23 protein-coding genes are annotated in these 19,857 nt (G+C 64.1%); 17 read left to right on the top strand and 6 right to left on the bottom strand.

Going from position 1 to position 19,857, the window contains the following annotated elements:
• Positions 1-20 precede the first annotated feature (20 nt).
• Positions 21-611, top strand: a complete 591-nt coding sequence (locus C7I85_RS13455) for a YceI family protein (RefSeq protein WP_245444932.1) — start codon at positions 21-23, stop codon at positions 609-611.
• Positions 612-625: 14 nt separating this feature from the next.
• Here C7I85_RS13455 and C7I85_RS13450 read toward each other — a convergent pair whose 3' ends face one another.
• Together C7I85_RS13450 and C7I85_RS13445 are read right to left on the bottom strand one after the other, a co-directional pair.
• The gene (locus C7I85_RS13450) at positions 626-829 is read right to left on the bottom strand and encodes a hypothetical protein (protein WP_106724514.1); all 204 of its coding nucleotides are present in this window, start codon (positions 827-829) and stop codon (positions 626-628) included.
• A gap of 138 nt (positions 830-967) precedes the next feature.
• Complete coding sequence (locus tag C7I85_RS13445; RefSeq protein WP_106724513.1) at positions 968-1,810, bottom strand: DUF2189 domain-containing protein; 843 nt, start codon at positions 1,808-1,810, stop codon at positions 968-970.
• A gap of 271 nt (positions 1,811-2,081) precedes the next feature.
• Between C7I85_RS13445 and C7I85_RS13440 the strand changes: the two genes are divergently transcribed.
• Positions 2,082-2,465: a hypothetical protein gene (locus C7I85_RS13440; RefSeq protein WP_210203042.1), complete on the top strand. Its 384-nt coding sequence runs from the start codon at positions 2,082-2,084 to the stop codon at positions 2,463-2,465.
• A 39-nt stretch (positions 2,466-2,504) separates the two neighbouring features.
• Here the strand turns inward: C7I85_RS13440 and hrcA are convergent, their stop codons facing one another.
• A complete protein-coding gene (gene hrcA / locus C7I85_RS13435) occupies positions 2,505-3,575 on the bottom strand; it encodes a heat-inducible transcriptional repressor HrcA (protein WP_106724512.1) in 1,071 nt (356 codons plus the stop codon).
• Between the two features lie 145 nt (positions 3,576-3,720).
• Between hrcA and rph the strand changes: the two genes are divergently transcribed.
• The 8 genes from rph to C7I85_RS13395 all read left to right on the top strand — a co-directional run bounded on the left by rph (position 3,721) and on the right by C7I85_RS13395 (position 9,319).
• The gene (gene rph, locus C7I85_RS13430; RefSeq protein ID WP_106724511.1) at positions 3,721-4,437 is read left to right on the top strand and encodes a ribonuclease PH; all 717 of its coding nucleotides are present in this window, start codon (positions 3,721-3,723) and stop codon (positions 4,435-4,437) included.
• A gap of 7 nt (positions 4,438-4,444) precedes the next feature.
• Positions 4,445-4,855 carry a VOC family protein gene (locus C7I85_RS13425; protein ID WP_106724510.1) on the top strand — a complete coding sequence of 137 codons (411 nt, stop codon included), beginning with the start codon at positions 4,445-4,447 and terminating at the stop codon, positions 4,853-4,855.
• Entirely contained in the window at positions 4,856-5,503 is a 648-nt protein-coding gene (gene rdgB / locus C7I85_RS13420) for an RdgB/HAM1 family non-canonical purine NTP pyrophosphatase (protein WP_106724509.1), read from the top strand.
• Positions 5,504-5,513: 10 nt separating this feature from the next.
• Complete coding sequence (gene hemW, locus C7I85_RS13415) at positions 5,514-6,668, top strand: radical SAM family heme chaperone HemW (protein ID WP_106724508.1); 1,155 nt, start codon at positions 5,514-5,516, stop codon at positions 6,666-6,668.
• Between the two features lie 266 nt (positions 6,669-6,934).
• Entirely contained in the window at positions 6,935-7,372 is a 438-nt protein-coding gene (locus C7I85_RS13410) for an EamA family transporter (protein ID WP_106724507.1), read from the top strand.
• A gap of 264 nt (positions 7,373-7,636) precedes the next feature.
• Complete coding sequence (rsmI, locus tag C7I85_RS13405) at positions 7,637-8,506, top strand: 16S rRNA (cytidine(1402)-2'-O)-methyltransferase (RefSeq protein WP_106724506.1); 870 nt, start codon at positions 7,637-7,639, stop codon at positions 8,504-8,506.
• A complete protein-coding gene (locus C7I85_RS13400) occupies positions 8,499-8,870 on the top strand; it encodes a YraN family protein (protein WP_181257174.1) in 372 nt (123 codons plus the stop codon). Before rsmI ends, C7I85_RS13400 begins: the two co-directional genes overlap by 8 nt.
• A gap of 218 nt (positions 8,871-9,088) precedes the next feature.
• Entirely contained in the window at positions 9,089-9,319 is a 231-nt protein-coding gene (locus C7I85_RS13395; protein ID WP_106724504.1) for a DUF3297 family protein, read from the top strand.
• Positions 9,320-9,402: 83 nt separating this feature from the next.
• On the opposite strand, the gene C7I85_RS13390 is transcribed toward C7I85_RS13395, so the two are convergent.
• On the bottom strand, positions 9,403-10,776 hold the full coding sequence (locus C7I85_RS13390) for a cytochrome P450 (RefSeq protein ID WP_106724503.1): 1,374 nt from the start codon (positions 10,774-10,776) through the stop codon (positions 9,403-9,405).
• 199 nt (positions 10,777-10,975) lie between these two features.
• Here C7I85_RS13390 and C7I85_RS13385 point away from each other — a divergent pair, with 199 nt between their 5' ends.
• On the top strand, positions 10,976-11,563 hold the full coding sequence (locus C7I85_RS13385) for an NADPH-dependent FMN reductase (protein WP_106724502.1): 588 nt from the start codon (positions 10,976-10,978) through the stop codon (positions 11,561-11,563).
• Positions 11,564-11,642: 79 nt separating this feature from the next.
• Here the strand turns inward: C7I85_RS13385 and C7I85_RS13380 are convergent, their stop codons facing one another.
• Complete coding sequence (locus C7I85_RS13380; protein WP_106724754.1) at positions 11,643-12,047, bottom strand: ester cyclase; 405 nt, start codon at positions 12,045-12,047, stop codon at positions 11,643-11,645.
• A 152-nt stretch (positions 12,048-12,199) separates the two neighbouring features.
• On the opposite strand from C7I85_RS13380, the gene C7I85_RS13375 reads away from it, so the two are divergent.
• Positions 12,200-13,102 (top strand): LysR family transcriptional regulator, encoded by a 903-nt coding sequence (locus C7I85_RS13375; protein WP_106724501.1) that lies wholly within the window; start codon positions 12,200-12,202, stop codon positions 13,100-13,102.
• Positions 13,103-13,272: 170 nt separating this feature from the next.
• Positions 13,273-15,726, top strand: a complete 2,454-nt coding sequence (gyrB, locus tag C7I85_RS13370) for a DNA topoisomerase (ATP-hydrolyzing) subunit B (protein ID WP_106724500.1) — start codon at positions 13,273-13,275, stop codon at positions 15,724-15,726.
• A gap of 384 nt (positions 15,727-16,110) precedes the next feature.
• On the opposite strand, the gene C7I85_RS32280 is transcribed toward gyrB, so the two are convergent.
• The gene (locus C7I85_RS32280) at positions 16,111-16,353 is read right to left on the bottom strand and encodes a helix-turn-helix domain-containing protein (RefSeq protein ID WP_181257173.1); all 243 of its coding nucleotides are present in this window, start codon (positions 16,351-16,353) and stop codon (positions 16,111-16,113) included.
• 178 nt (positions 16,354-16,531) lie between these two features.
• On the opposite strand from C7I85_RS32280, the gene C7I85_RS13360 reads away from it, so the two are divergent.
• The 4 genes from C7I85_RS13360 to C7I85_RS13345 all read left to right on the top strand — a co-directional run bounded on the left by C7I85_RS13360 (position 16,532) and on the right by C7I85_RS13345 (position 19,822).
• Positions 16,532-16,831 (top strand): DUF6634 family protein, encoded by a 300-nt coding sequence (locus tag C7I85_RS13360; protein WP_106724498.1) that lies wholly within the window; start codon positions 16,532-16,534, stop codon positions 16,829-16,831.
• A gap of 156 nt (positions 16,832-16,987) precedes the next feature.
• Complete coding sequence (locus tag C7I85_RS13355) at positions 16,988-17,332, top strand: DUF6634 family protein (protein ID WP_106724497.1); 345 nt, start codon at positions 16,988-16,990, stop codon at positions 17,330-17,332.
• 12 nt (positions 17,333-17,344) lie between these two features.
• Positions 17,345-18,880 carry an AAA family ATPase gene (locus C7I85_RS13350; protein WP_106724496.1) on the top strand — a complete coding sequence of 512 codons (1,536 nt, stop codon included), beginning with the start codon at positions 17,345-17,347 and terminating at the stop codon, positions 18,878-18,880.
• Positions 18,881-19,093: 213 nt separating this feature from the next.
• Complete coding sequence (locus C7I85_RS13345) at positions 19,094-19,822, top strand: hypothetical protein (RefSeq protein ID WP_146148878.1); 729 nt, start codon at positions 19,094-19,096, stop codon at positions 19,820-19,822.
• The last annotated feature ends 35 nt before the right edge of the window (positions 19,823-19,857 follow it).

Below are 19,857 nucleotides of genomic sequence, written 5' to 3'. Positions count from 1 at the left end.
ACTGCCGCCAGGAGGTCAGGATGCCCCATCGAACTGCCAACTCCATGCCGAAGGCCGGCGCCGGGCTTGCGCTCGCGCTTTTCTGCTTCATCGGTGCGGCGCAGGCCGACCCGCTTGCGGAGGCGGCAGGCGAATATCGCATCGAACCGTCCTCGCATATTGGCTTTCGCGTGGAAAAGGTCGGCGGAGGTTACCTCGCCGGCGACTTCGGCCAGTTCCGCGGCACCTTCCGCATCGACGGGCACAACATCGCGGGGTCGAATGTCGACTTCGTCGTGATGCCGGCCAGCGTGAGGACCGGCGAGGCGAGAACGGAGAATCTTCTGCGTTCGGATGCCATCTTCGACGTGGACGCCTATCCGGAAATCGTGTTCCGTTCCACCAGCGTGCGGCAGACGGGGCCCAGCAGCGCCATCATCGAAGGCAACCTGACCGCCCGCGGCAAGACGAACAGGGCGGCATTCGTCGCCACCGTCGGCCAGCACAGCGACCGCAACATCACCTTCCACGTGCAGGGCACGATATCGCGCTCGGACTACGGGATGGATGCCGGCCTGTCGATCTACTCGAACCTCGTGGATTTCGACATGCAGCTGCGCGGGACACGCTAGGGAGCTAGCAGACCCTACGTCTTGCTGCCGGCCGTATCGAAACCCGCATCGAGCTTCTTCTCGAGCTCGACCAGATCGTCCGGCAGCGGCATGCCCATCGCACGAAATTCGTTGAGCTTTTCGCGAAGACGCTCCTGAACCTCATGAGCGTCTTCCGGCTGGTCGACCATCTGCTGAATCAGGAAGCCGATCTGCGCCTTGAGTTCTTCCAGTGCCATTCCGGCCTCCTGCGATATTTCGGGTCGAAACGCATAACCCCAAAAATCGAAATCGACTTTTTGGAAAGGATTATGCGTAGATTCAAAGTGTTACAGCGTCCTTTGCGCGCCCAATAGGGCGCGCGGCGCCGTAGTGCGTCAGACGCCGGCTTTGTAACTTTGTGCCGACCGCACGCCAGCTGCCGGATTGGGCTCGATCACCCTGCGATAGAGATGCCATGTGGCATGGCCCAGGATCGGAATGACCACGGCCAGCCCGGCGAAGAATGGAATGGAGCCAAGCACCAGGCAGACAGCGACGATCAGACCCCAGTAGAGCATCGGCAACGGATTGATCATGACCGACCGGGCCGAGGCTTCCACGGCAGCCACCACGCCGACGTCGCGGTCGAGCAGCAGCGGAAACGCGATGACCGTGGTGGCGAGCGCGACGATGGCGAAGGCAAGTCCGATAAGGTTGCCCCAGATGATCAACTGGTGCCCCTGCTGGGTGTAGAACACTTCATGCAGCAGCAGGCTCATCGAAGCCGGCGCCGCCGGCCCGAAGAGGGAGATGTAGAGCGCCTTGGCAACCAGCAGCCAGGCGATGAAGAGCGCGAACAGCCAGATGCCGACCACCGCAATCGACGGCAGCGCCGACGAATGGCGGACATCGAAGGCGTGGCGCCAGGACGTGTCGGCACCCTTTTCGCGCCTGCGGCTGATCTCATAGAGGCCGAGTGCTGCGATCGGCCCGAGCAGGGCAAAGCCCGACATCAGCGGAAACAGCAGCGGCAGGGCATTGTTCCCCGAGGTCCACGAGATCAGAAACACGCCGACGATCGGATAGATCAGGCACAGAAAGACGTAATGGGACGGCTTGTCCCAAAAATCCTCGGCGCCCTCGCGGAACGCGGCGTTGACATCGGAAAAGTGGATCTTGCGTATCGCCACCCGGTTATAGCCTTCGGTGGCGCCTGCCATGACATGGAAACCCGCCATTGCCGTTCCTCCGCAGTTGGACACGGCCGTCGGAAAACGCCTGGCGCGCGAGATAAGCCGCCACGACGAACCGCGACCCGCACACGCCGATCATACTCAATCGCGCGGAGCTTGTCGCGTCACGAACGTTTTAGGGTCCAGACGCGATCGGAGCCAGGATGCGATGGCGGTGGCAGGCGCCAGTCCGGCACAAGACTTGTATGGCATGAAGTCGCGCTTGCTAGCCAAAGAAGGGGCTTCGATGAGAGTTGACGTTGCAGGGACTAGCCACTTGTACGCCAACCGGCGCCCACAGGATCCGGCCGGCGACAGCGTGGCGGAGTCATTCTCGGCCGCGATTGCCTCGGCCCAGGCCGACGGGAAGCAAACGGACTTCACCAGCATGACACGCCAAGAGATGCGCGATTGGGCCAATGGTCAAATCCGCAGCGGGGAAATGTCGCTCGATGACAGCCGCCCGTTCATGGCCATGACCATGAAAGTCCCGGTCAGCGGCGGTTTCGGCGGCGAGCTGGCCGCCGCCAGCGATGGCGAGCGGCTCGACTTCACGCAAAAAGCTCAAGCCGGCATCGAAGCCGCGCGATTGCGCCACGATGACGTGACCTTGAAGATGCTGGAGTCGGCGATGCAGATCATGCAGCGGAAGCAGGACTAGATCACCGGCGCTGACGTGCGCGCCTAGGGCTCAGACCCGTCAGCGCAGCAGGCGCGAGATGAGCTGGGCGGTGTAGTCGACCATGGGCACGATGCGCGCATAGTTGAGCCGCGTCGGCCCGATGACGCCGAGCGCGCCGATGACGCGCGAGTCCTTGTCGCGGTAGGGCGCGACCACCAGCGAAGAGCCGGAAAGCGAAAACAGCTTGTTTTCCGAGCCGATGAAGATGCGCACGCCCGACCCCGCCTCGGCGAGATCGAGCAGCTGCTCCATGCTCTCCTGCGTCTCCAGGTCCTCGAACAGGTGTTTCAGCAGGTCGATATCGGCCTGAGCGGTGAGGTTTTCCAGAAGATTGGCGCGGCCACGGACGATGAGGCGAACCGGCAAGCCGCTCTCGGGGCCTGCCCAGACGGCAAGGCCCCTCTCCACCAGCTCCTGCGACAGCGTATCGAGCGCGGCCTGCGTTTCCTGCTTGCGGCGACCGATATCGGCCTTGGCCTCGATCAGCGTGCGGCCGCGGACATGGGCGGTGAGATAGTTCGACGCCTCGATGAGCTGCGAGGCGGTGACGCCGGCGGGCAGCTCCACCACGCGGTTTTCCACGTCACCGTTCTGCGAGACCATGATGGCGAGCGCCCGGCCGGGATCGAGCTGGATGAACTCGATGTGCTTCAGCGGCACCTCGTTCTTGGCCGCCAGCACGAGGCCCGCGCCGCGCGACAGGCCCGACAGCATCTGGCTGGCATCGATCAGCATCTGCTCCAGCGTGGCGCCGGTGCCGGCAGCCTTGAGCTGGGTCTCGATGGTCCGGCGTTCGTCTTCGGCCAGGTCGCCGATCTCCATGAAGGCATCGACGAAGAAGCGCAGGCCCTGCTGCGTGGGCAGGCGGCCGGCCGAAATGTGCGGCGCATAGATGAGGCCGAGCTGCTCAAGGTCGCTCATCACGTTGCGCACGGTCGCCGGCGACAGCGTGGCGGGCATCATGCGCGACAGGTTGCGCGAGCCCACCGGCTCGCCGTCGCGCAGATAGGATTCGACGATGCGGCGGAAAATGTCGCGCGAGCGCATGTCGAGAGACTGCAATATCGGATCCACCACTGGCTTCGTCATCGATTCAACAAACCTTTGGAATCAAGATATAGATTCACATGGGCCCAACACAACCTCGGCGACGCATGCCAGGTTTTCCTTTGCGCCGGGGCCTGCATGGGGCTACAAGCCGCCTCGAATCCAGCTCTCGTACGGAAAGAACCGCATGCGCCCCTCCAAACGCCAACCCGACGAAATGCGCGCCATCTCGTTCGAGCGCAATGTCTCCAAACACGCCGAAGGCTCGTGCCTGGTCAAGTTCGGTGACACGCATGTCCTGTGCACGGCAAGCCTTGAGGAAAAGGTGCCGGGCTGGATGCGCAACACCGGCAAGGGCTGGGTGACGGCCGAATACGGCATGCTGCCGCGCGCCACCGGCGATCGTATGCGCCGCGAGGCTGCCGCCGGCAAGCAGGGCGGGCGCACGCTGGAAATCCAGCGTCTGATCGGCCGCTCCTTGCGAGCAGTCGTCGACATGCAGGCGCTGGGCGAAGTGCAGATCACCGTCGACTGCGACGTGCTGCAGGCCGATGGCGGCACGCGCACCGCGGCCATCACCGGCGGCTGGGTGGCACTCCATGACTGCCTGCGCTGGATGGAAGCGCGGCAGATGGTCTCCGTCTCCAAGGTCCTCAAGGACCACGTCGCGGCGATCTCCTGCGGCATCTATGAAGGCCAGCCGGTGATCGACCTCGACTATCTGGAAGATTCCGCGGCCGGCACCGACGCCAATTTCGTCATGACCGGCAAGGGCGGCATCGTCGAGATCCAGGGCACGGCCGAGGGCGCGCCCTTCACCGAAGAAGAATTCGCCAATCTGATGGCGCTGGCCAAGAAGGGTATTTCCCGGCTGGTCGACCTTCAGCAGATGGCGGTGGCCTGAACCAGCGATGCGCCCCTCCGGCATCCTCGAAAGCGCCCTCTACGTCGCCGACCTCGATGCGGCGGAGGCGTTCTACGGCGAGGTGATGGGGCTGGAGCGCATTGCCAAGGTGCCCGGCCGGCATGTCTTCTTCCGCTGCGGGCCGGGCGTGCTCCTGCTGTTCAACGCGGACGCCACCCGTCATCCGCCGGCGCCGGACGCAAAACTTCCGGTACCGCCGCATGGCACTGTGGGCCAGGGGCATCTCTGCTTTTCGGGCACCGCCGATGAAATCGAGCGATGGAAGGCCCATCTGGAGGCCAAGGGCATCGCCATCGAAGCCGATTTCGAGTGGCCGAGCGGCGGCCGTTCCATCTATTTTCGCGATCCATCCGGCAATTCGCTGGAAATCGCCGAACCACGTATCTGGGGTATCTGAATGCGCATTCTGACCGAACGGGAAATCGTCGTCGCCAGCCACAATGAAGGCAAGCTGCGCGAATTTGCGGACCTGATGGCGCCGTTCGGCTTCAAGGCGAAGTCGGCCAAGGAATTCGGCCTGCCCGAGCCCGACGAAACCGGAACCACCTTCGAGCAGAACGCAGCCATCAAGGCGCTGGCAGCCGCCACCGCCACCGGCCTGCCGGCGTTGTCTGACGATTCCGGTCTTTGCGTCGATGCGCTCGACGGCCAGCCCGGCGTCTACACCGCCAACTGGGCCGAGAAGCCCGACGGCAGCCGCGACTTCGGCATGGCCATGCAGCGCACGGAAGATGCCATGAACGAGGTTGGCGCCGTCTCGGCCGACGAGCGCAGCGGCCGTTTCGTGGCCGTCATCTGCGTGGCATGGCCGGACGGGCACACCGAATATTTCCGCGGCGAGGCCGAGGGCCAGCTGGTCTGGCCACCGCGCGGCCAAAAGGGGTTTGGCTACGATCCAGTCTTCCTGCCGGAAGGTTTCGACAAGACCTTTGGCGAAATGACCGCCGAGGAAAAACACGGCTGGAAGCCGGGGCAGGAAACAGCGCTGTCGCACCGCGCCCGCGCCTTCCAGAAATTTGCCCGCGCCATGCTCGGCGCGGCATAAGGACGATATCTTGACGGGCAACGAACCGGGCTTCGGCGTCTACATCCACTGGCCCTTCTGCGCGGCCAAGTGCCCCTATTGCGACTTCAACAGCCATGTCCGCCACCAGCCGGTGGACCAGGAGCGCTTTGCCCGCGCCTTCGAGGCCGAACTGGCGACGATGCGCCAGCGCACCGGCCCGCGCGAGGTCACCAGCATCTTCCTCGGCGGCGGCACGCCCTCGCTGATGAAGCCCGAGACGGTGGGCGCTGTGCTGGAGGCGGTGGCGAAGAACTGGACGGTGCCGGACGGCATCGAGATCACGCTCGAGGCCAACCCCTCCTCCGTCGAAGCAGAGCGTTTTCGCGGCTATCGCGCCGCCGGCGTCAATCGCGTGTCGCTCGGCGTGCAGGCGCTGAACGATGCCGACTTGCGCTTCCTCGGTCGACTGCACAATGTCGAAGAAGCGCTGCATGCGATCGAGCTGGCGCGCGAAACCTTCCCGCGCCTGTCCTTCGATCTCATCTATGCCCGGCCCGGCCAGACGCCAGACGCCTGGGCGGCGGAACTCGAGCAGGCCATCGGCCACGCGGTCGACCACCTGTCGCTCTACCAGCTGACCATCGAGGAAGGCACGCGCTTCCACACGCTCTATGCGGCGCACAAGTTCGAGCTGCCCGACGCCGAGCAATCGGCCGATCTCTATGCGGTCACCCAGGAAGTGACCGCCGCGCACGGCCTGCCGGCCTACGAGATCTCCAATCACGCCAGGCCCGGCGCGGAAAGCCGGCACAACCTGACTTATTGGCGCTATGGCGAATATGTCGGCGTCGGCCCCGGCGCGCATGGCCGCTTCGTGGAAGACCGCAAGCGCGTGGTGACGATTGCAGAGAAGGTTCCCGAAACCTGGGCAGGTCTTGTCGAGGCGAACGGCCATGGCATCACCGGTGGCGAAACGCTGATCCGGTCGGAAGAGGCCGACGAGTTCCTGCTTATGGGGCTCAGGCTGGTCGAAGGCATCGACCTCGTCCGCTACGAGGCGCTGTCCGGCCAGGCTCTTTCCACGGATCGCATATCCATCCTCCAGGGCGAAGGGCTGGTCGAGCCAGTCGGCAATTCGCGCCTTCGCGCCACGCCATCGGGCATGATCGTGCTCGACGCGGTGGTGGCCGATCTGGCCCGGTGAAGTTTGGCCTCGCTTACTCACGAGGCGTGAATACTCAGTGTTGTTTCCCCCTCTCCGTCCGCTTCGCGGCCACCTCTCCCCCGCTTTGCGGGGGCGAGGAACCGGCACTCGCCGAGGTCGCGGCATCGCAGAACTTGGGTTCCTCGCCCCCATGGAATGGGGGAGAGGTGGCCGCGAAGCGGACGGAGAGGGGGATAAATTCAAACGCAATTGCGCCGCGGAATTTTTGGCGGCAGAGTTCCGGCATTCTGGACAGGAACCTCTCGATGAATTCCGCTCTCGCATCCTGGCAGTTCTGGGCGGTGTTGTCCGCCGCCTTTGCGGCGCTGACCGCCATCTTCGCCAAGGTGGGCGTGGAAAATGTGAATTCGGATTTTGCCACCCTCATCCGCACCATCGTCATCCTGGCGGTGACGGCCAGCATCGTCGTCGCCACCGGCCAGGCACAGGCGCTCGGCTCGATTTCCACGAAGACCTATGCCTTCCTTATCCTGTCCGGGTGCGCCACAGGCGCCTCGTGGCTGTGCTACTTCCGCGCGCTAAAGCTTGGGCAAGCCGCGCAGGTGGCGCCGATCGACAAGCTAAGCGTGGTTCTGGTCGCGGTGTTCGGCGTTCTTTTTCTTGGCGAGCGGCTGAGCGGCGCGAACTGGCTTGGCGTCGCGCTGATTGCCGCCGGTGCGGTGCTGGTCGCCTACCGCGTCTGACGTGCGCTCGGACGAGCGGTCCCTTTCCAGACGCGACAGGAATACATCGAAGCGATTGGGCATGTGCTTCCAGCCTTTTGACCGTGGTGCCGGAAGGTTTTCGCCGCAGCGAAACGCTTCCGACTCGGTCCACAGGTTTCGACCCGATTGCGGCAAAATTCGCGCCGCTGAGTGAAAGCCTTTTTGCAACGCACCGCTACCCATGCGAAAGAGAGCCATCAGGAGACAGCAGGCGTGACAACGGACAGCGGCAGGAAAAGCTACATGATCGGGCAGACTGAGGTCGCCGCCCGGCCGCTGGAGGTGGCGCTCTACCTCGTCGCCACGCCCATCGGCAACCTCGGCGACATCACGTTGCGCGCGCTGGAAACGCTTGCCGGCGCAGACGTGCTTGCCTGCGAGGATACGCGCGTCACCCGCGTGCTGCTCGACCGCTACGGCATTCGCCAGCGCCCTACCCCATATCACGAGCACAACGCGAACGAAGCCGGCCCGCGCCTGATCGAGGCGCTGGAGGCTGGCAGGAGCGTGGCGCTGGTTTCTGATGCCGGCACGCCGCTGGTCTCCGACCCCGGCTATCGGCTGGTGGAGCATGCGCTGGAAAGGGGCATCCGCGTGGTGCCGATCCCCGGCCCGTCCGCCGTGCTGGCAGCGCTGACCGCCTCGGGCCTGCCTTCGGATGCCTTCATGTTCGCCGGCTTCCTGCCGGTAAAGGACGGCCAGCGCCGCACCCGGCTTTCCGAGCTGACTGCCGTGCCGGCGACGTTGATCTTCTTCGAGTCGCCGCGTCGGCTGGCCGACACGCTGGTCGCAATGGCCGATGTCTATGGCGAGAGGCCGGCTGCAATCGGTCGCGAACTCACCAAGACGTTCGAGGAGATGCGCACCGGCACGCTTGCCACGCTCGCGGCCCACTATGCCGAGGCGCCGACGCCCAAGGGCGAGATCGTCATCTGCGTCGGGCCGCCGATCCCACAGGCCGCCGAGGCCGGGGACGTCGACCGCTTGCTGCTTTCGCTGGCGGCCGAGATGCCGGCCTCCAAGGCAGCTGCCGAGGCCGCGCGCATGACCGGCGGGCAAAAGCCTGCGCTCTATCGCCGCCTGCTCGAACTCAAGGAAGGCGGCGGTGGCTGACCAGCTTTCGCGACGCAAAGCCTACAAGCGCGGACATCGCGGCGAATGGCTTGCGGCACTCGCGCTGATGCTGAAAGGCTACCGCATCGTCGCCCGGCGCTATCGGACAAAACTCGGCGAAATCGACCTCATCGCCCGGCGCGGCGACCTCGTGCTGATCGTCGAGGTGAAGGCGCGACCGACGCTTGCCGAGGCCATGGAGGCCGTGGCCTATGGCTCGCAGCGGCGCATCGAAGGTGCCGCCGACCTCTGGCTCTCGCGTCAGCCGGACTATGGCCGGCTTTCCGTGCGCTTCGACCTGGTGGCGGTGCTGCCCCGCCGCTGGCCGGTGCATGTCGAGAATGTGTTTTACGGGCGGAACTGAGCTAGAGCATTTTGCAGCCAGACGGAATCGTCTGGCGTCGCACAAATGCGGCTAAGAGAACGAATAGTGCGGCCGAATAGCATTTGTCAGAATGCTCGTCGCTCTAGGGTCTTTACCCTGACGGCCGATGCCCTTAACAGCGCTTCCCAAGCGCCGGCTGCTAGCCGGGCAATCTCGTCAAGCGGCCGCATGGGCGCCAAGCATTACTGGAGAAAGCAATGACCCTTCCCGACCGGCTGAGCATCGACCCGCGCAGCCCCTTCTTCGACGGCGAGGTGCTGGAACGCGGCGTCGGCATCCTGTTCAACGGACGCGAGCGCGAGGACGTCAGCGAATATTGCGTCAGCGAGGGCTGGATCCGCGTGCCGGCCGGCAAGTCCAAGGACCGCTTCGGTCAGCCGATCACCATCAAGCTCAAGGGCACGGTCGAGCCTTTTCCGAGGGCCTGAGCGCCGGCAATTGCAGAGAGGCCATGCTTCTTCGCAACGCAGAGCAACAAGCCGGCGGTATATAAACCCGCCGGCTCCCTTCCCTACCCTCGCCGCGTCACGCGCATTGGCAGGCCGCCCTGCGGCTGGGTGGTGAGCTTCTGCACCGGCCAGGGTTTTGTCTCGGCCACCGTGTCGAAGCGGAAGCGCGAGAGCAGGATGGCGAGCGCGATGATCGCTTCCTGCATGGCAAAGCTCGCGCCAATGCAGACGCGCGGGCCGGCGCCAAAGGGCAGGTACTGGTAGCGGTCGATCTTCTCGCGGTTGCCGGGGTGGAAGCGCGCCGGGATAAAAGCCTCGGGCTGGTCCCACAGCTTGCGGTGGCGGTGCACCGTCCAGGGCATGACCAGCACCTGCGAGCCCTTGCGGATTTCCAGATCCTGGTAGCGGTCGGTCTCGATGGCCTCGCGGTTGATCGAGGGCGCCGGCGGATAGAGCCGCAGCGCCTCCTCGAAGGCCGCGCGCGTCAGCGGCATGGCATCCAGCCACTTGGTCGGGTCGGGCTCGCGCGCCAGCACAGCATCAATCTCGGCCTCGATGGGCGCACGCTCCCACGATGCCTCGGCCAGGCAATAGATCGTCCAGCCAAGTGCGCGGGCGGTGGTTTCGTGGCCGGCGCCGATGAAGGTGATGATGTTGTCCTCGATCTCGGCGCGCGCCAGCCCGTCCGGCCCTTCGGCGCGCAACAGCAGGGTCAAAAAATCTTGCGGAACGGTATCGGGCTCGTGCTCCAGCCGCTCCTTGCGCATGGTCATGGTGTCGGACACGATTTTCCGAAAATAGGCCATGGTCTTGCGGCCGCGGATGCGGGTGATGCGCGGTAGCCAGTCCGGCGCTCGCAAGAGGTCGAGCGGGTCGACCCGGCCCATCGTCTCGAACAGATGGTCGACCTGGCGCCCGAAACTGCCGGGCTCGCCGGCGATCTCGCCGGAAAACAGCGTTTCGGCGAGGATTTCGTAGGTCAGCGTGGTCATGTCGCGGGCGATGTCGACCGTGCCGGTCTCGCCCTCGTAACGCTCGACGAATTCCAGCGTGCGCTTGAGCATCGGCTGACCAAAGCCGAAGATGTGGCGCGGCGTGAACACCGGTGCCATGGCCTTGCGCGAACGCCTCCATACCTCGCCCTCGGCGGTCAGAAGCCCGTCGCGCAGGATCGGCCGCAGGATTTTCTGGCGCACCGCCGCCATCTTGTAGTTCCTGGCATTGTCCACCAGCACATGGCGGATCAGGCCGGGATCGTTGGCGATAACCAGCGGCCCGCCAATGCCGGACACTGAAATCCAGGGCTGGTTGTAGGATGGCTCGCCCCACAATTCGAGCGGATTGCGATAGACGATGCGTATCATCTGCAGCGTCGAGGGCGGCGTGCTGCGAGGCTTTGGCGCGGGCGGAATGAAGGGAGCGGGCGCGGTATCCATCGTGTCCTCCATCCGGTCTATGTAAGCGCCGCGAGCGCCCCCGTCCACAGAAACGAAGACCGCGTTTGCAAAGGGTGAACGCTGCGTCACCCGCAATTTGGCCGGTTACCAAAAAGTGCTTGCTTGCCTTCCGGAAGCGTTAGGCCCATTTCCTCCCTAAGTTACCTTTGGTGACCAGAATCGCATAGGGATTACGACATTGAAGCACAAGCTCCACATCATCATCGGCAGCACCCGGCCGGGCCGCGTCGGCCCCCTCTTCGCCAAGTGGTTTGCCGATTTCGCGCGCGAACATGGCAAGTTCGAACCGGTGCTGGTGGACATTGCCGAATTCAACCTGCCGCTGTTCGACGAGCCGAAGCACCCGCGCCTCGGCCAGTATGAGAACGAGCACACCAAGCAGTGGTCGCAGACCATTGCCGAAGGCGATGCCTTTGTGTTCGTGACGCCGGAATACAACTATTTCATCCCGGCGCCGCTGGTGAATGCCATCACCTATCTGTCGACCGAATGGAACTACAAGCCGGCCGGCTTCCTGAGCTATGGCGGCGTTTCGGGCGGCCTGCGCGCCGTGGAATCGGCCAAGACGCTTCTGAACACCGTCAAGATCGTGCCGATCCCGGAAGGCGTTCCGGTGCCGAACTATCCGCAGTTCCTGGCCGACGGCCAGTTCAAGCCGAACGATCTCATCACCGCCGGCGCAAAGACCATGCTGGACGAGCTCGACAGCTGGACTGGCGCCCTCAAAGCGCTGCGTCCGGCCAAGCAGGCCGCTGCCGCCGCCTGACCCGCAGGCGTGGCCAGATAGAGCCAGTTGGGAAACTCGCCCTGCCTGCACCAGGCGGGGCGAATGGGCGAAAACCGGCTCATGCCTGCCAGCCGATCTGGCGGGCTTGCGCTGCGCTGTCGCGCACGCCCCAGCGGTCGGTGATCAGGCCGTTGCGGATGGTGAACCACTCGATGGCGATGATCTCGTAGGTCCTGCCGGTGGCACGCAGGCCCCGGAACTCGGCTCCCGAGCGGCCGGTCTCGCGGAAGCGGGCCACCACAGTGTCGCCATCTGCCGCCAGTTCCTCGATTTCCAGATGCATGGCGAGTGCGCCGTGCAGCTCGCGCCATATCGGCATGGCGATGTCGAGCGAGCCGCGGCCGAGCACACCGTGGATATTCGTGTCCTTGGCGAACAAGCCTTCCAGCCTGTCGAAATCGCCGGCGTTCATCGCCTCGACATAGGCGCGCACCACATCCTTGTTCTGCTGTTCATGAAGCATGACTGTCTCCTGCTGCCGCAGCTTGGCGGCGGTGATGGGAACGGAAAAGTCAGGGCCGGCCGGTCGATGACGATCTGCCGTATAGCCGCTCACCGCCGTGGCAGGCAGTTGACCCACTTGCCTAACGGTTCTGCATTTGTGCAGAATGGGCGATGTTCGACTGGAACGATCTCCGCTACTTCCTGGCGACCACGCGACACGAGTCGACGCTGAAGGCTTCGGCTGCGCTCGGCGTGAACCAGACTACGGTTGCACGGCGCATCAAGGCGCTGGAGACCGCGCTGGGCGTGACGCTATTCCACCGCCAGCAGTCCGGCTATCGCATCACCGAAGAGGGCCGCGCCGTGCTCGACCTCGCTTCGGCAGCGGAAAAGGCGGCCGATGCGCTCGAACAAAAGATTCGCTCGCGCCAGCGCAATGTGTCAGGCACGGTGCGCATCACCGGCACCGAATACATGGCCCGCGCACTGCTCGCACCGGCGGCATCCCTGCTCAGGACTAGGCATCCTGGCATCAATGCCGAGATCATCGTCTCCGACCGGCGCCTGGACCTCGCGGCCGGCGAGGCCGATATCGCGCTGCGCGCAGGCGGCGCCAACGAGCAGCCCGACATCGTGCGCAAGCGCATGCCAGATACGCTGTGGGCCATCTATGCCAGCCGCGCATTCCTGCATGATTTCGGCATGCCGGAAGCCGAAGACGACATAGCTCGCTATCCGGTGATTGTCGGCGAAGGCATCGTGGCAGCGGCACCGCCGCTGGCCTATCTGGAAGGCAAGGCAGGCGCAGGCCGCGTCGCTTTCCGCTCCAATTCGCTGCCCGGACTGCTTGCGGCGGCTGAATCCGGCCTCGGGCTCGCCGCCCTGCCCGCAGTCGCCGCCGCCACCGCGCCCGAGCTGGTACGCTGCGAGGCGCTGCCCTCCTTTCCGGCGCAGCTCTGGGTCTGCTGGCACGAAAGCCGGCGCAACGATCCGCTCATCCGGCTGGCCGGCGGGGTGCTGGCCGAAGTGGTCACGGCAAAGGTCGACCTGCTGCGCGGCGGAGTATTGGTTTAAGCTCTGAAGCAAGCCATCCGGAACGCCTCGGAGATCGCCCAATTTCCCCCGCAAAATCCTTGTAAAACTTGGAAAAACACGTCGAAGCGCCTATATCTGAAAGATGAACGGGCGCGCGATTCGGGGCGGTTTCGCGCGCCTGTCACGCTACAGAGAGACGAAAGCACTTCATGAGCGATACGACCGAGAACCAGGCCGGTACGCAGGCTGAATACGGCGCCGATTCCATCAAGGTCCTCAAGGGGCTGGACGCGGTGCGCAAGCGGCCCGGCATGTATATTGGCGACACCGACGACGGGTCGGGCCTGCATCATATGGTCTATGAGGTGGTGGACAACGCCATCGACGAGGCGCTGGCCGGCCACGCCACGCTGGTCACCGTCACGCTCAATCCCGACGGCTCCTGCACCGTCACCGACAACGGCCGCGGTATTCCGACCGACATCCACCCTTCCGAGGGTGTTTCGGCGGCCGAGGTCATCATGACCCAGCTGCACGCGGGCGGTAAGTTCGACCAGAATTCCTACAAGGTCTCCGGCGGCCTGCATGGCGTCGGCGTGTCCGTCGTCAACGCGCTGTCGATCTGGCTCAAGCTGCGCATCCGCCGCAAAGGCCGCATCCACGACATGTCCTTCACCCATGGCGTGGCCGACGCGCCGCTGAAGGAAGTGGGCGACGCCGGCGACGAGACCGGCACCGAAGTGTCCTTCCTGCCCTCCCCCGACACCTTCTCGATGGTCCAGTTCGACTACAACACGCTGGAGCACCGGCTGCGCGAGCTCGCCTTCCTGAATTCGGGCGTGCGCATCGTGCTGACCGACAAGCGCCATGCCGACGTGAAGAGCCAGGAACTGCTCTATGAGGGCGGCCTCGAAGCCTTCGTGAAGTATCTCGATCGCGCCAAGAAGCCGCTGATCCCCGCGCCCATCGCCATCCGCGCCGAGCGCGACGGCATCACCGTGGAAGTGGCGATGTGGTGGAACGACAGCTACCACGAGAACGTGCTGTGCTTCACCAACAACATTCCGCAGCGCGACGGCGGCACCCACCTTGCCGGCTTCCGCGGCGCGCTGACGCGCCAGGTGACCGGCTATGGCGAAAGCTCGGGCCTGACCAAGAAGGAAAAGGTCTCGCTTGTCGGCGACGACTGCCGCGAGGGCCTGACGGCCGTGCTTTCGGTGAAGGTTCCGGACCCGAAATTCTCCTCCCAGACCAAGGACAAGCTGGTTTCTTCGGAAGTCCGGCCCGTGGTCGAAAACCTCGTCAACGAGGCGCTTGGCACCTGGCTCGAAGAACATCCGAGCGAGGGCAAGACCGTCATCGAAAAGGTGATCCAGGCCGCTGCCGCACGCGAAGCCGCGCGCAAGGCGCGCGACATCACCCGCAAGAGCACTCTCGGCGTCACCTCGCTGCCCGGCAAGCTTGCAGACTGCCAGGAACGCGATCCGGCCAAGTCGGAACTGTTCATCGTCGAGGGTGACTCCGCAGGCGGCTCGGCCAAGAGCGGCCGCTCGCGCCAGAACCAAGCCATCCTGCCGCTGCGCGGCAAGATCCTGAACGTCGAGCGCGTGCGCTTCGACCGCATGCTGTCGTCCGACATGATCGGCACGCTGATCACCGCGCTCGGCACGTCCATCGGCAAGGACGAGACCAACGGCTTCAACGCCGACAAGCTGCGCTACCACAAGATCATCATCATGACCGACGCCGACGTCGACGGCGCCCACATCCGCACGCTCCTGCTCACCTTCTTCTTCCGGCAGATGCCGGAGTTGATCGAGCGCGGGCACCTCTATATCGCCCAGCCGCCGCTTTATAAGGTCACGCGCGGCAAGAGCTCGCAGTACCTGAAGGACGAGTCGGCTTTCGAGGAATATCTGATCAATACCGGCCTCGACGAAGCCTCGCTGACGCTCGGCTCGGGCGAGGTGCGGACCGGCCAGGATCTGCGCGCCGTCATCGACGACGCACTGGCCGTGCGCAGCCTGCTGAACGGCCTGCACACGCGCTATTCGCGCTCCATCGTGGAGCAGGCGGCAATCGCCGGCGCGTTGAACCCGGCCATCCTCGAGGATCTCGGCCGCGCCGACGCCATGGCCGAAACCATCGCCCAGCGGCTGGACACGATTGCGGAGGAAACCGAGCGCGGCTGGCACGGCCGCACCGCGATCTCCAGCGATGGTCCCGGCGGCTATGTCTTCGAGCGCACGGTGCGCGGCGTGAAGGAAGCGGCTTTCCTCGACATGGGGCTGCTGAACTCGGCCGACGCGCGCGCGCTGGACCGCTACGCTCCCCGCCTTGGCGAAATCTATGGCCAGCCGCCGACACTGCGCCGCAGGGAAACCGCGGAGGTGATCTCCGGCCCGACGCGGCTTCTGGAAACCGTGTTCGCCACCGGCCGCAAGGGCCTGACCATGCAGCGTTACAAAGGCCTTGGCGAGATGAATGCCGAGCAGCTTTGGGAAACCACACTCGATCCGAATGTGCGCTCGCTGCTTCAGGTCAAGGTCGCCGACGCCACCGACGCCGACAGCCTGTTCTCGCGCCTGATGGGCGACGAGGTCGAGCCGCGCCGCGAGTTCATCCAGGACAACGCGCTTTCGGTGGCGAACCTGGACGTGTAACGCCCGCCAATAATAAGCACGGTGGTCAGCGTCAGAAATAATGAGAATCTTGTTCACGGTAGTGAGAAACTACGGAACAAGATTCCCGTTCTTCAGAAAGTTCGGGTTCCAGGAGCGACGCGAGCGGCTTAAACGCCTTGACCGTCACCAGTTAGTCGACAGCAATTCTCGAGCAGAATGAAGCATGCGCCCCGATCGCCCAATGGCGATCGAACAGCACGCATTCCGCTTGGAAGCCAACAAGGCTGAGAGAGCCTCCTCCACTGCAGCGGACGAGGCCTTGTCGTCAAAATCAATCAACAAGTCGGCCGATCGGCCGTCATTTTCCGGCGCAGCCCTTTGACCCTCGACATAGGGGGCGGCTTTGAGCTGTAGCGCGGCGGGTCACTCTGGCCGCTCATCGTCATATGACGTGACCACGAAGTTGGCGCGGATTCCCCATCCTTCTGTCCCGCTAGGTGCGAGAAAAATGACCCCGCATTTCCCATAGTGGCGGACCAACTTTTCGACACTTGCGATACCGGCGGCGCCCTTTTCGATCATATAGATCGTGCGAGGACTTATACCGGAAAGCTCCGCAACCTCGGCCTGGGTTTGACCAAGGATAAGTCGTGCGACGGCAAGCATTCGTGAAGGCGGCCTCATGTCGCCTTGGTGTCACCAAAATCTCCACTTCGCAAATAAATGTTGACACTAGCGAACGACTCGCGAAAAAGAGCGATCATATCGCTAATTTACGCGAACGGATCGCTAACGCGTTTTGCGGCGTTGCCGGCTTCGAATCGCTAAAAGAGGACATTTCTCCATGAAGTTCGCCTACATGAGTGCGGACGATGCGCAGCGGCTTTCCGCCGACTTGCGTGTGGTCGAAACCGGCTCGCTCACAATAGAATCTCTCGACACCGCTCCCCTCCTCGAAGTCCATCAAATGCTTTCACGTCGGACACCGTGTCTGTCTGGATACGTCTTTGGTCATCCTTCTCTGATTGACGGTCGTGAGATCATGACAAGCCAGCTCATATACATGGACACGGGGATCGGCATCGCGCGTACGATCAACCGTTGGTACCGCCTTGGGCATTCTGTAGGCGTTGGCAAGGCATGATACGTGACCGCGCAAAGCGTGACTCCTGCAACCTCGCAAAGCCGACGGTGTCAGTGCAGTCGAGGGACATCTTCATCTCCGATCTGCATATCGACATCTCGAAGATCGCAGGATTCGTTCGCGGATCCTTGCCCCATTCCAGATAGAGACCTGCCAATGTTGTTGTTCACCCCGCGCGAGCACCCGAATGAAGCATTCGTGTTCGAGACTGAACGGCTGGCGCGCCTCGTTGCCGACATGGAGGGCATCCGGCGCGGTGAACCGCCACAGGCACTGGCAGGCGGAGAGGACGCCCCGATCCTCGACCGATGGATCCTTGGCCACCGACCGGTGCCCTGCCTGGCCGGGCTTTCGACCGGTCATCCACGCCTCTCTGGGGTGAACCGGGCAATCGCAACGTCGGACCTGTGGTTGATGTCGGAAGACCGGACCTGGGCGCGAACGCTGTCGCGCTGGTATCGGCTTGGCCGTCCGGTCGAGCAGTCTCGGCCGGATGCCTGAGCGGCGGCCAAGATGACAGCCAAGGAAACCTCACAGCGGCGGCATTTCAAGCGCCGCCAGCATGCCGCGCGCATCGGCCGGCACCTGCCGACCGAGGAAGAGCTGCTGCGCGGCATGGGCTTCCTCCGCGGCGAGCTCGCGGCAGACATCCGCGAATACGCCACGCGGCTGTCGTGTCGGATCAAGAAGCGTGGCAAGCCGACGCTGGCAGGCCTTGCCGCCTCGCTGGACGAACTGGTCATGGAGCCGAGCCAACATGCCGTCCAGAGCCTTGCGATCGTCCTTGCCGCGACGGACAGCAAGGAGCGTGCCGTGGTGGAGGCTGGCCTGCTTCGCTGCCAGTTCTACCTCGCCAACTTCGGCGATCCGGATGCGGTTGCCCGGATCGCCGGGGAAATGGCCACGCTGGCGCTCACCGATCTGCGCGAATGCGAGGAGGTTGAGCTTTTGTGGCGCGCGCTCGGCTGGAGCGCGCACTCGTGCTCGATCGCCCGGATGCAGCGGGACGACAGCGGCCGGCATCGACAGAGGGGATCGTTCTGGGAGCTGAGCGGCCTCGAACATCGCTTCAGGATGGCCATCGAGGGCCGACAGTTCGCCGCTGTAGCCGCGGCGGTCGACGCGCGCGCCAGCGACCGTGAAGCAGGCGGTGCCGAGAAGCGGACGAAAGAAGCCGCCTCGCCGGGTGGGACTGCCATCGTGTTCCGGTGCATCGGCAACGAAACCACCGCCGAAGGCAAGAGAGTCGTCAAGGAGTTCGGAAACCTGCTCGGGAAACCGCTGCAGCTCCCCCGCATGCCGAACCTGACGATCGTGCGGGCGCGGCTGGTTGCGGAATTCCCCCATGCGACCACCGTCATCGACGCCATTCTCCAAAAGCTCATCGGCCGGGGACATCTGCACTTGCGGCCGACCATTCTTTTGGGGCCACCCGGCGGCGGCAAGTCGCGGTTTGCGCGCCGCTTGCTGGAGGAGCTCGGACTTCCCTACGAGATGGTTCCCTGCGGCGGCATCGGCGACAGCTACATCGGCGGGACAGCGCGACGCTGGTCCACCGGCGAGCCGAGTATCGCGGTGATGGCCGTCCGGCGGCACGGATGCGCGGGCCCGGCGATCGTCCTCGACGAGATCGAGAAGGTCGCGACCAGCCGGCACAATGGCAATGTTCATGACGTGCTGGTCGGTCTTCTCGAGAAAGAAACCGCCGCACGTTGGTTCGATCCTTACGTCGAGGCCAATTGCGACCTCTCGCATGTGTCCTGGCTGATGACCGCCAACCAGGTCGAAAGCGTTCCGGCCGTGCTGCGCGACCGATGCCGCATTCTGCGCTTTCCCCAGCCCGGCCCCGATCAACTCACGGTGCTGGCCACTCGCATCCTCGAGCGGCTCTATGCCGAACTTGGCCACGATCCACGTTGGGCGGCGCCGCTCGACCAGGTCGAGATCGATGCGCTCAGCGCCGCCTGGCCGGGCGGATCGCTCCGCACGCTACAGCGCCTCGTCGAAAAGCTCTTCGAGGTGCGGGAAGATGGCCGCGCGCGGCAGTGAAGCACTGCCGATGGGATGGGGGCTGACAAGGGGCGATGAGCACCCGGAAAGCACTCCGCATGATGACCGCCCCTCATGAAGCAACCCGCTAACGAACTCGGGTGGGATCAACGTGGTTTCGTTCGAACTAGAGCAGCGCGGCATCACCGTTGCAGGCAGGGAATGTGAGCCAACGATTCCTGCAAGTACCCCCGGCGCAAGAAAGGACGGCCAATGGCACAGTCAATCGATCACACAGGCACGACGGGCCGTCATCGCCAGGGAAGCGGTCGATACCACGCGAGGGTGCACTCCCCATCAAATCAATCCGACGGTGATGAAGCGCAGTTCCGAGGACCCGAAACGCCAGACGGTTCGGCCGCTCAATCCCTGAACGACGGCATCCCGCCGCTACGGTCGCCGTTGCTGTGGCAGCGGCTGGCAGTTCATCAGGCTGCCCATGCCGTAGGATGGCTCTGTCTCGGTCTGGGCACGATCGAGAAAATCACCATCGAGCCCCCGAAAGCTGGCCTGGCCGTCGGAGACAGGGAGTTTGGCGATCTGACCGAGGAACTGCTCGCTACGATGCTCGTATGGATCCTGAGCGGCCGCGCTGCCGAACAGGAAATCCTCCCGGCCTGCGACGCCGCGGAAACGCACGATGAGATCGAACTGGCGAACGAATTCGCCTTCGCCTTGGAGGCAACGCCAGACTTCGCCCGCAAATGGCCTCTGCTCTATCGCCCGAAGGCCGACCGCCCCGTGCTTCTCGCGCTTGAACCGGGCCTGAGGAGCTTGGTCAACGCCCGGCTCGACACGGCTTACGAAGCTGCCCGCCAGGAGGTCGTTCGCCAGCAGGCCGCCATCGTGTTCCTCGCCAAAAAGCTCCTTGTGCGAAAGACCTTGGAAGGGCCGGAACTCGAGCGGCTGTTCGAGGAAGTCAAGCGACACATGGCTCCGTAGGCGGACGATTCCTTGCAAGGGGTCGCGCGTCGTTC

The organism is Pseudaminobacter soli (ex Li et al. 2025) (genome assembly GCF_003012705.1).
In the GTDB taxonomy this organism is placed as follows: Bacteria; Pseudomonadota; Alphaproteobacteria; order Rhizobiales; family Rhizobiaceae; genus Pseudaminobacter; species Pseudaminobacter soli.
This window is presented reverse-complemented; position numbering and strand designations above follow the sequence as displayed.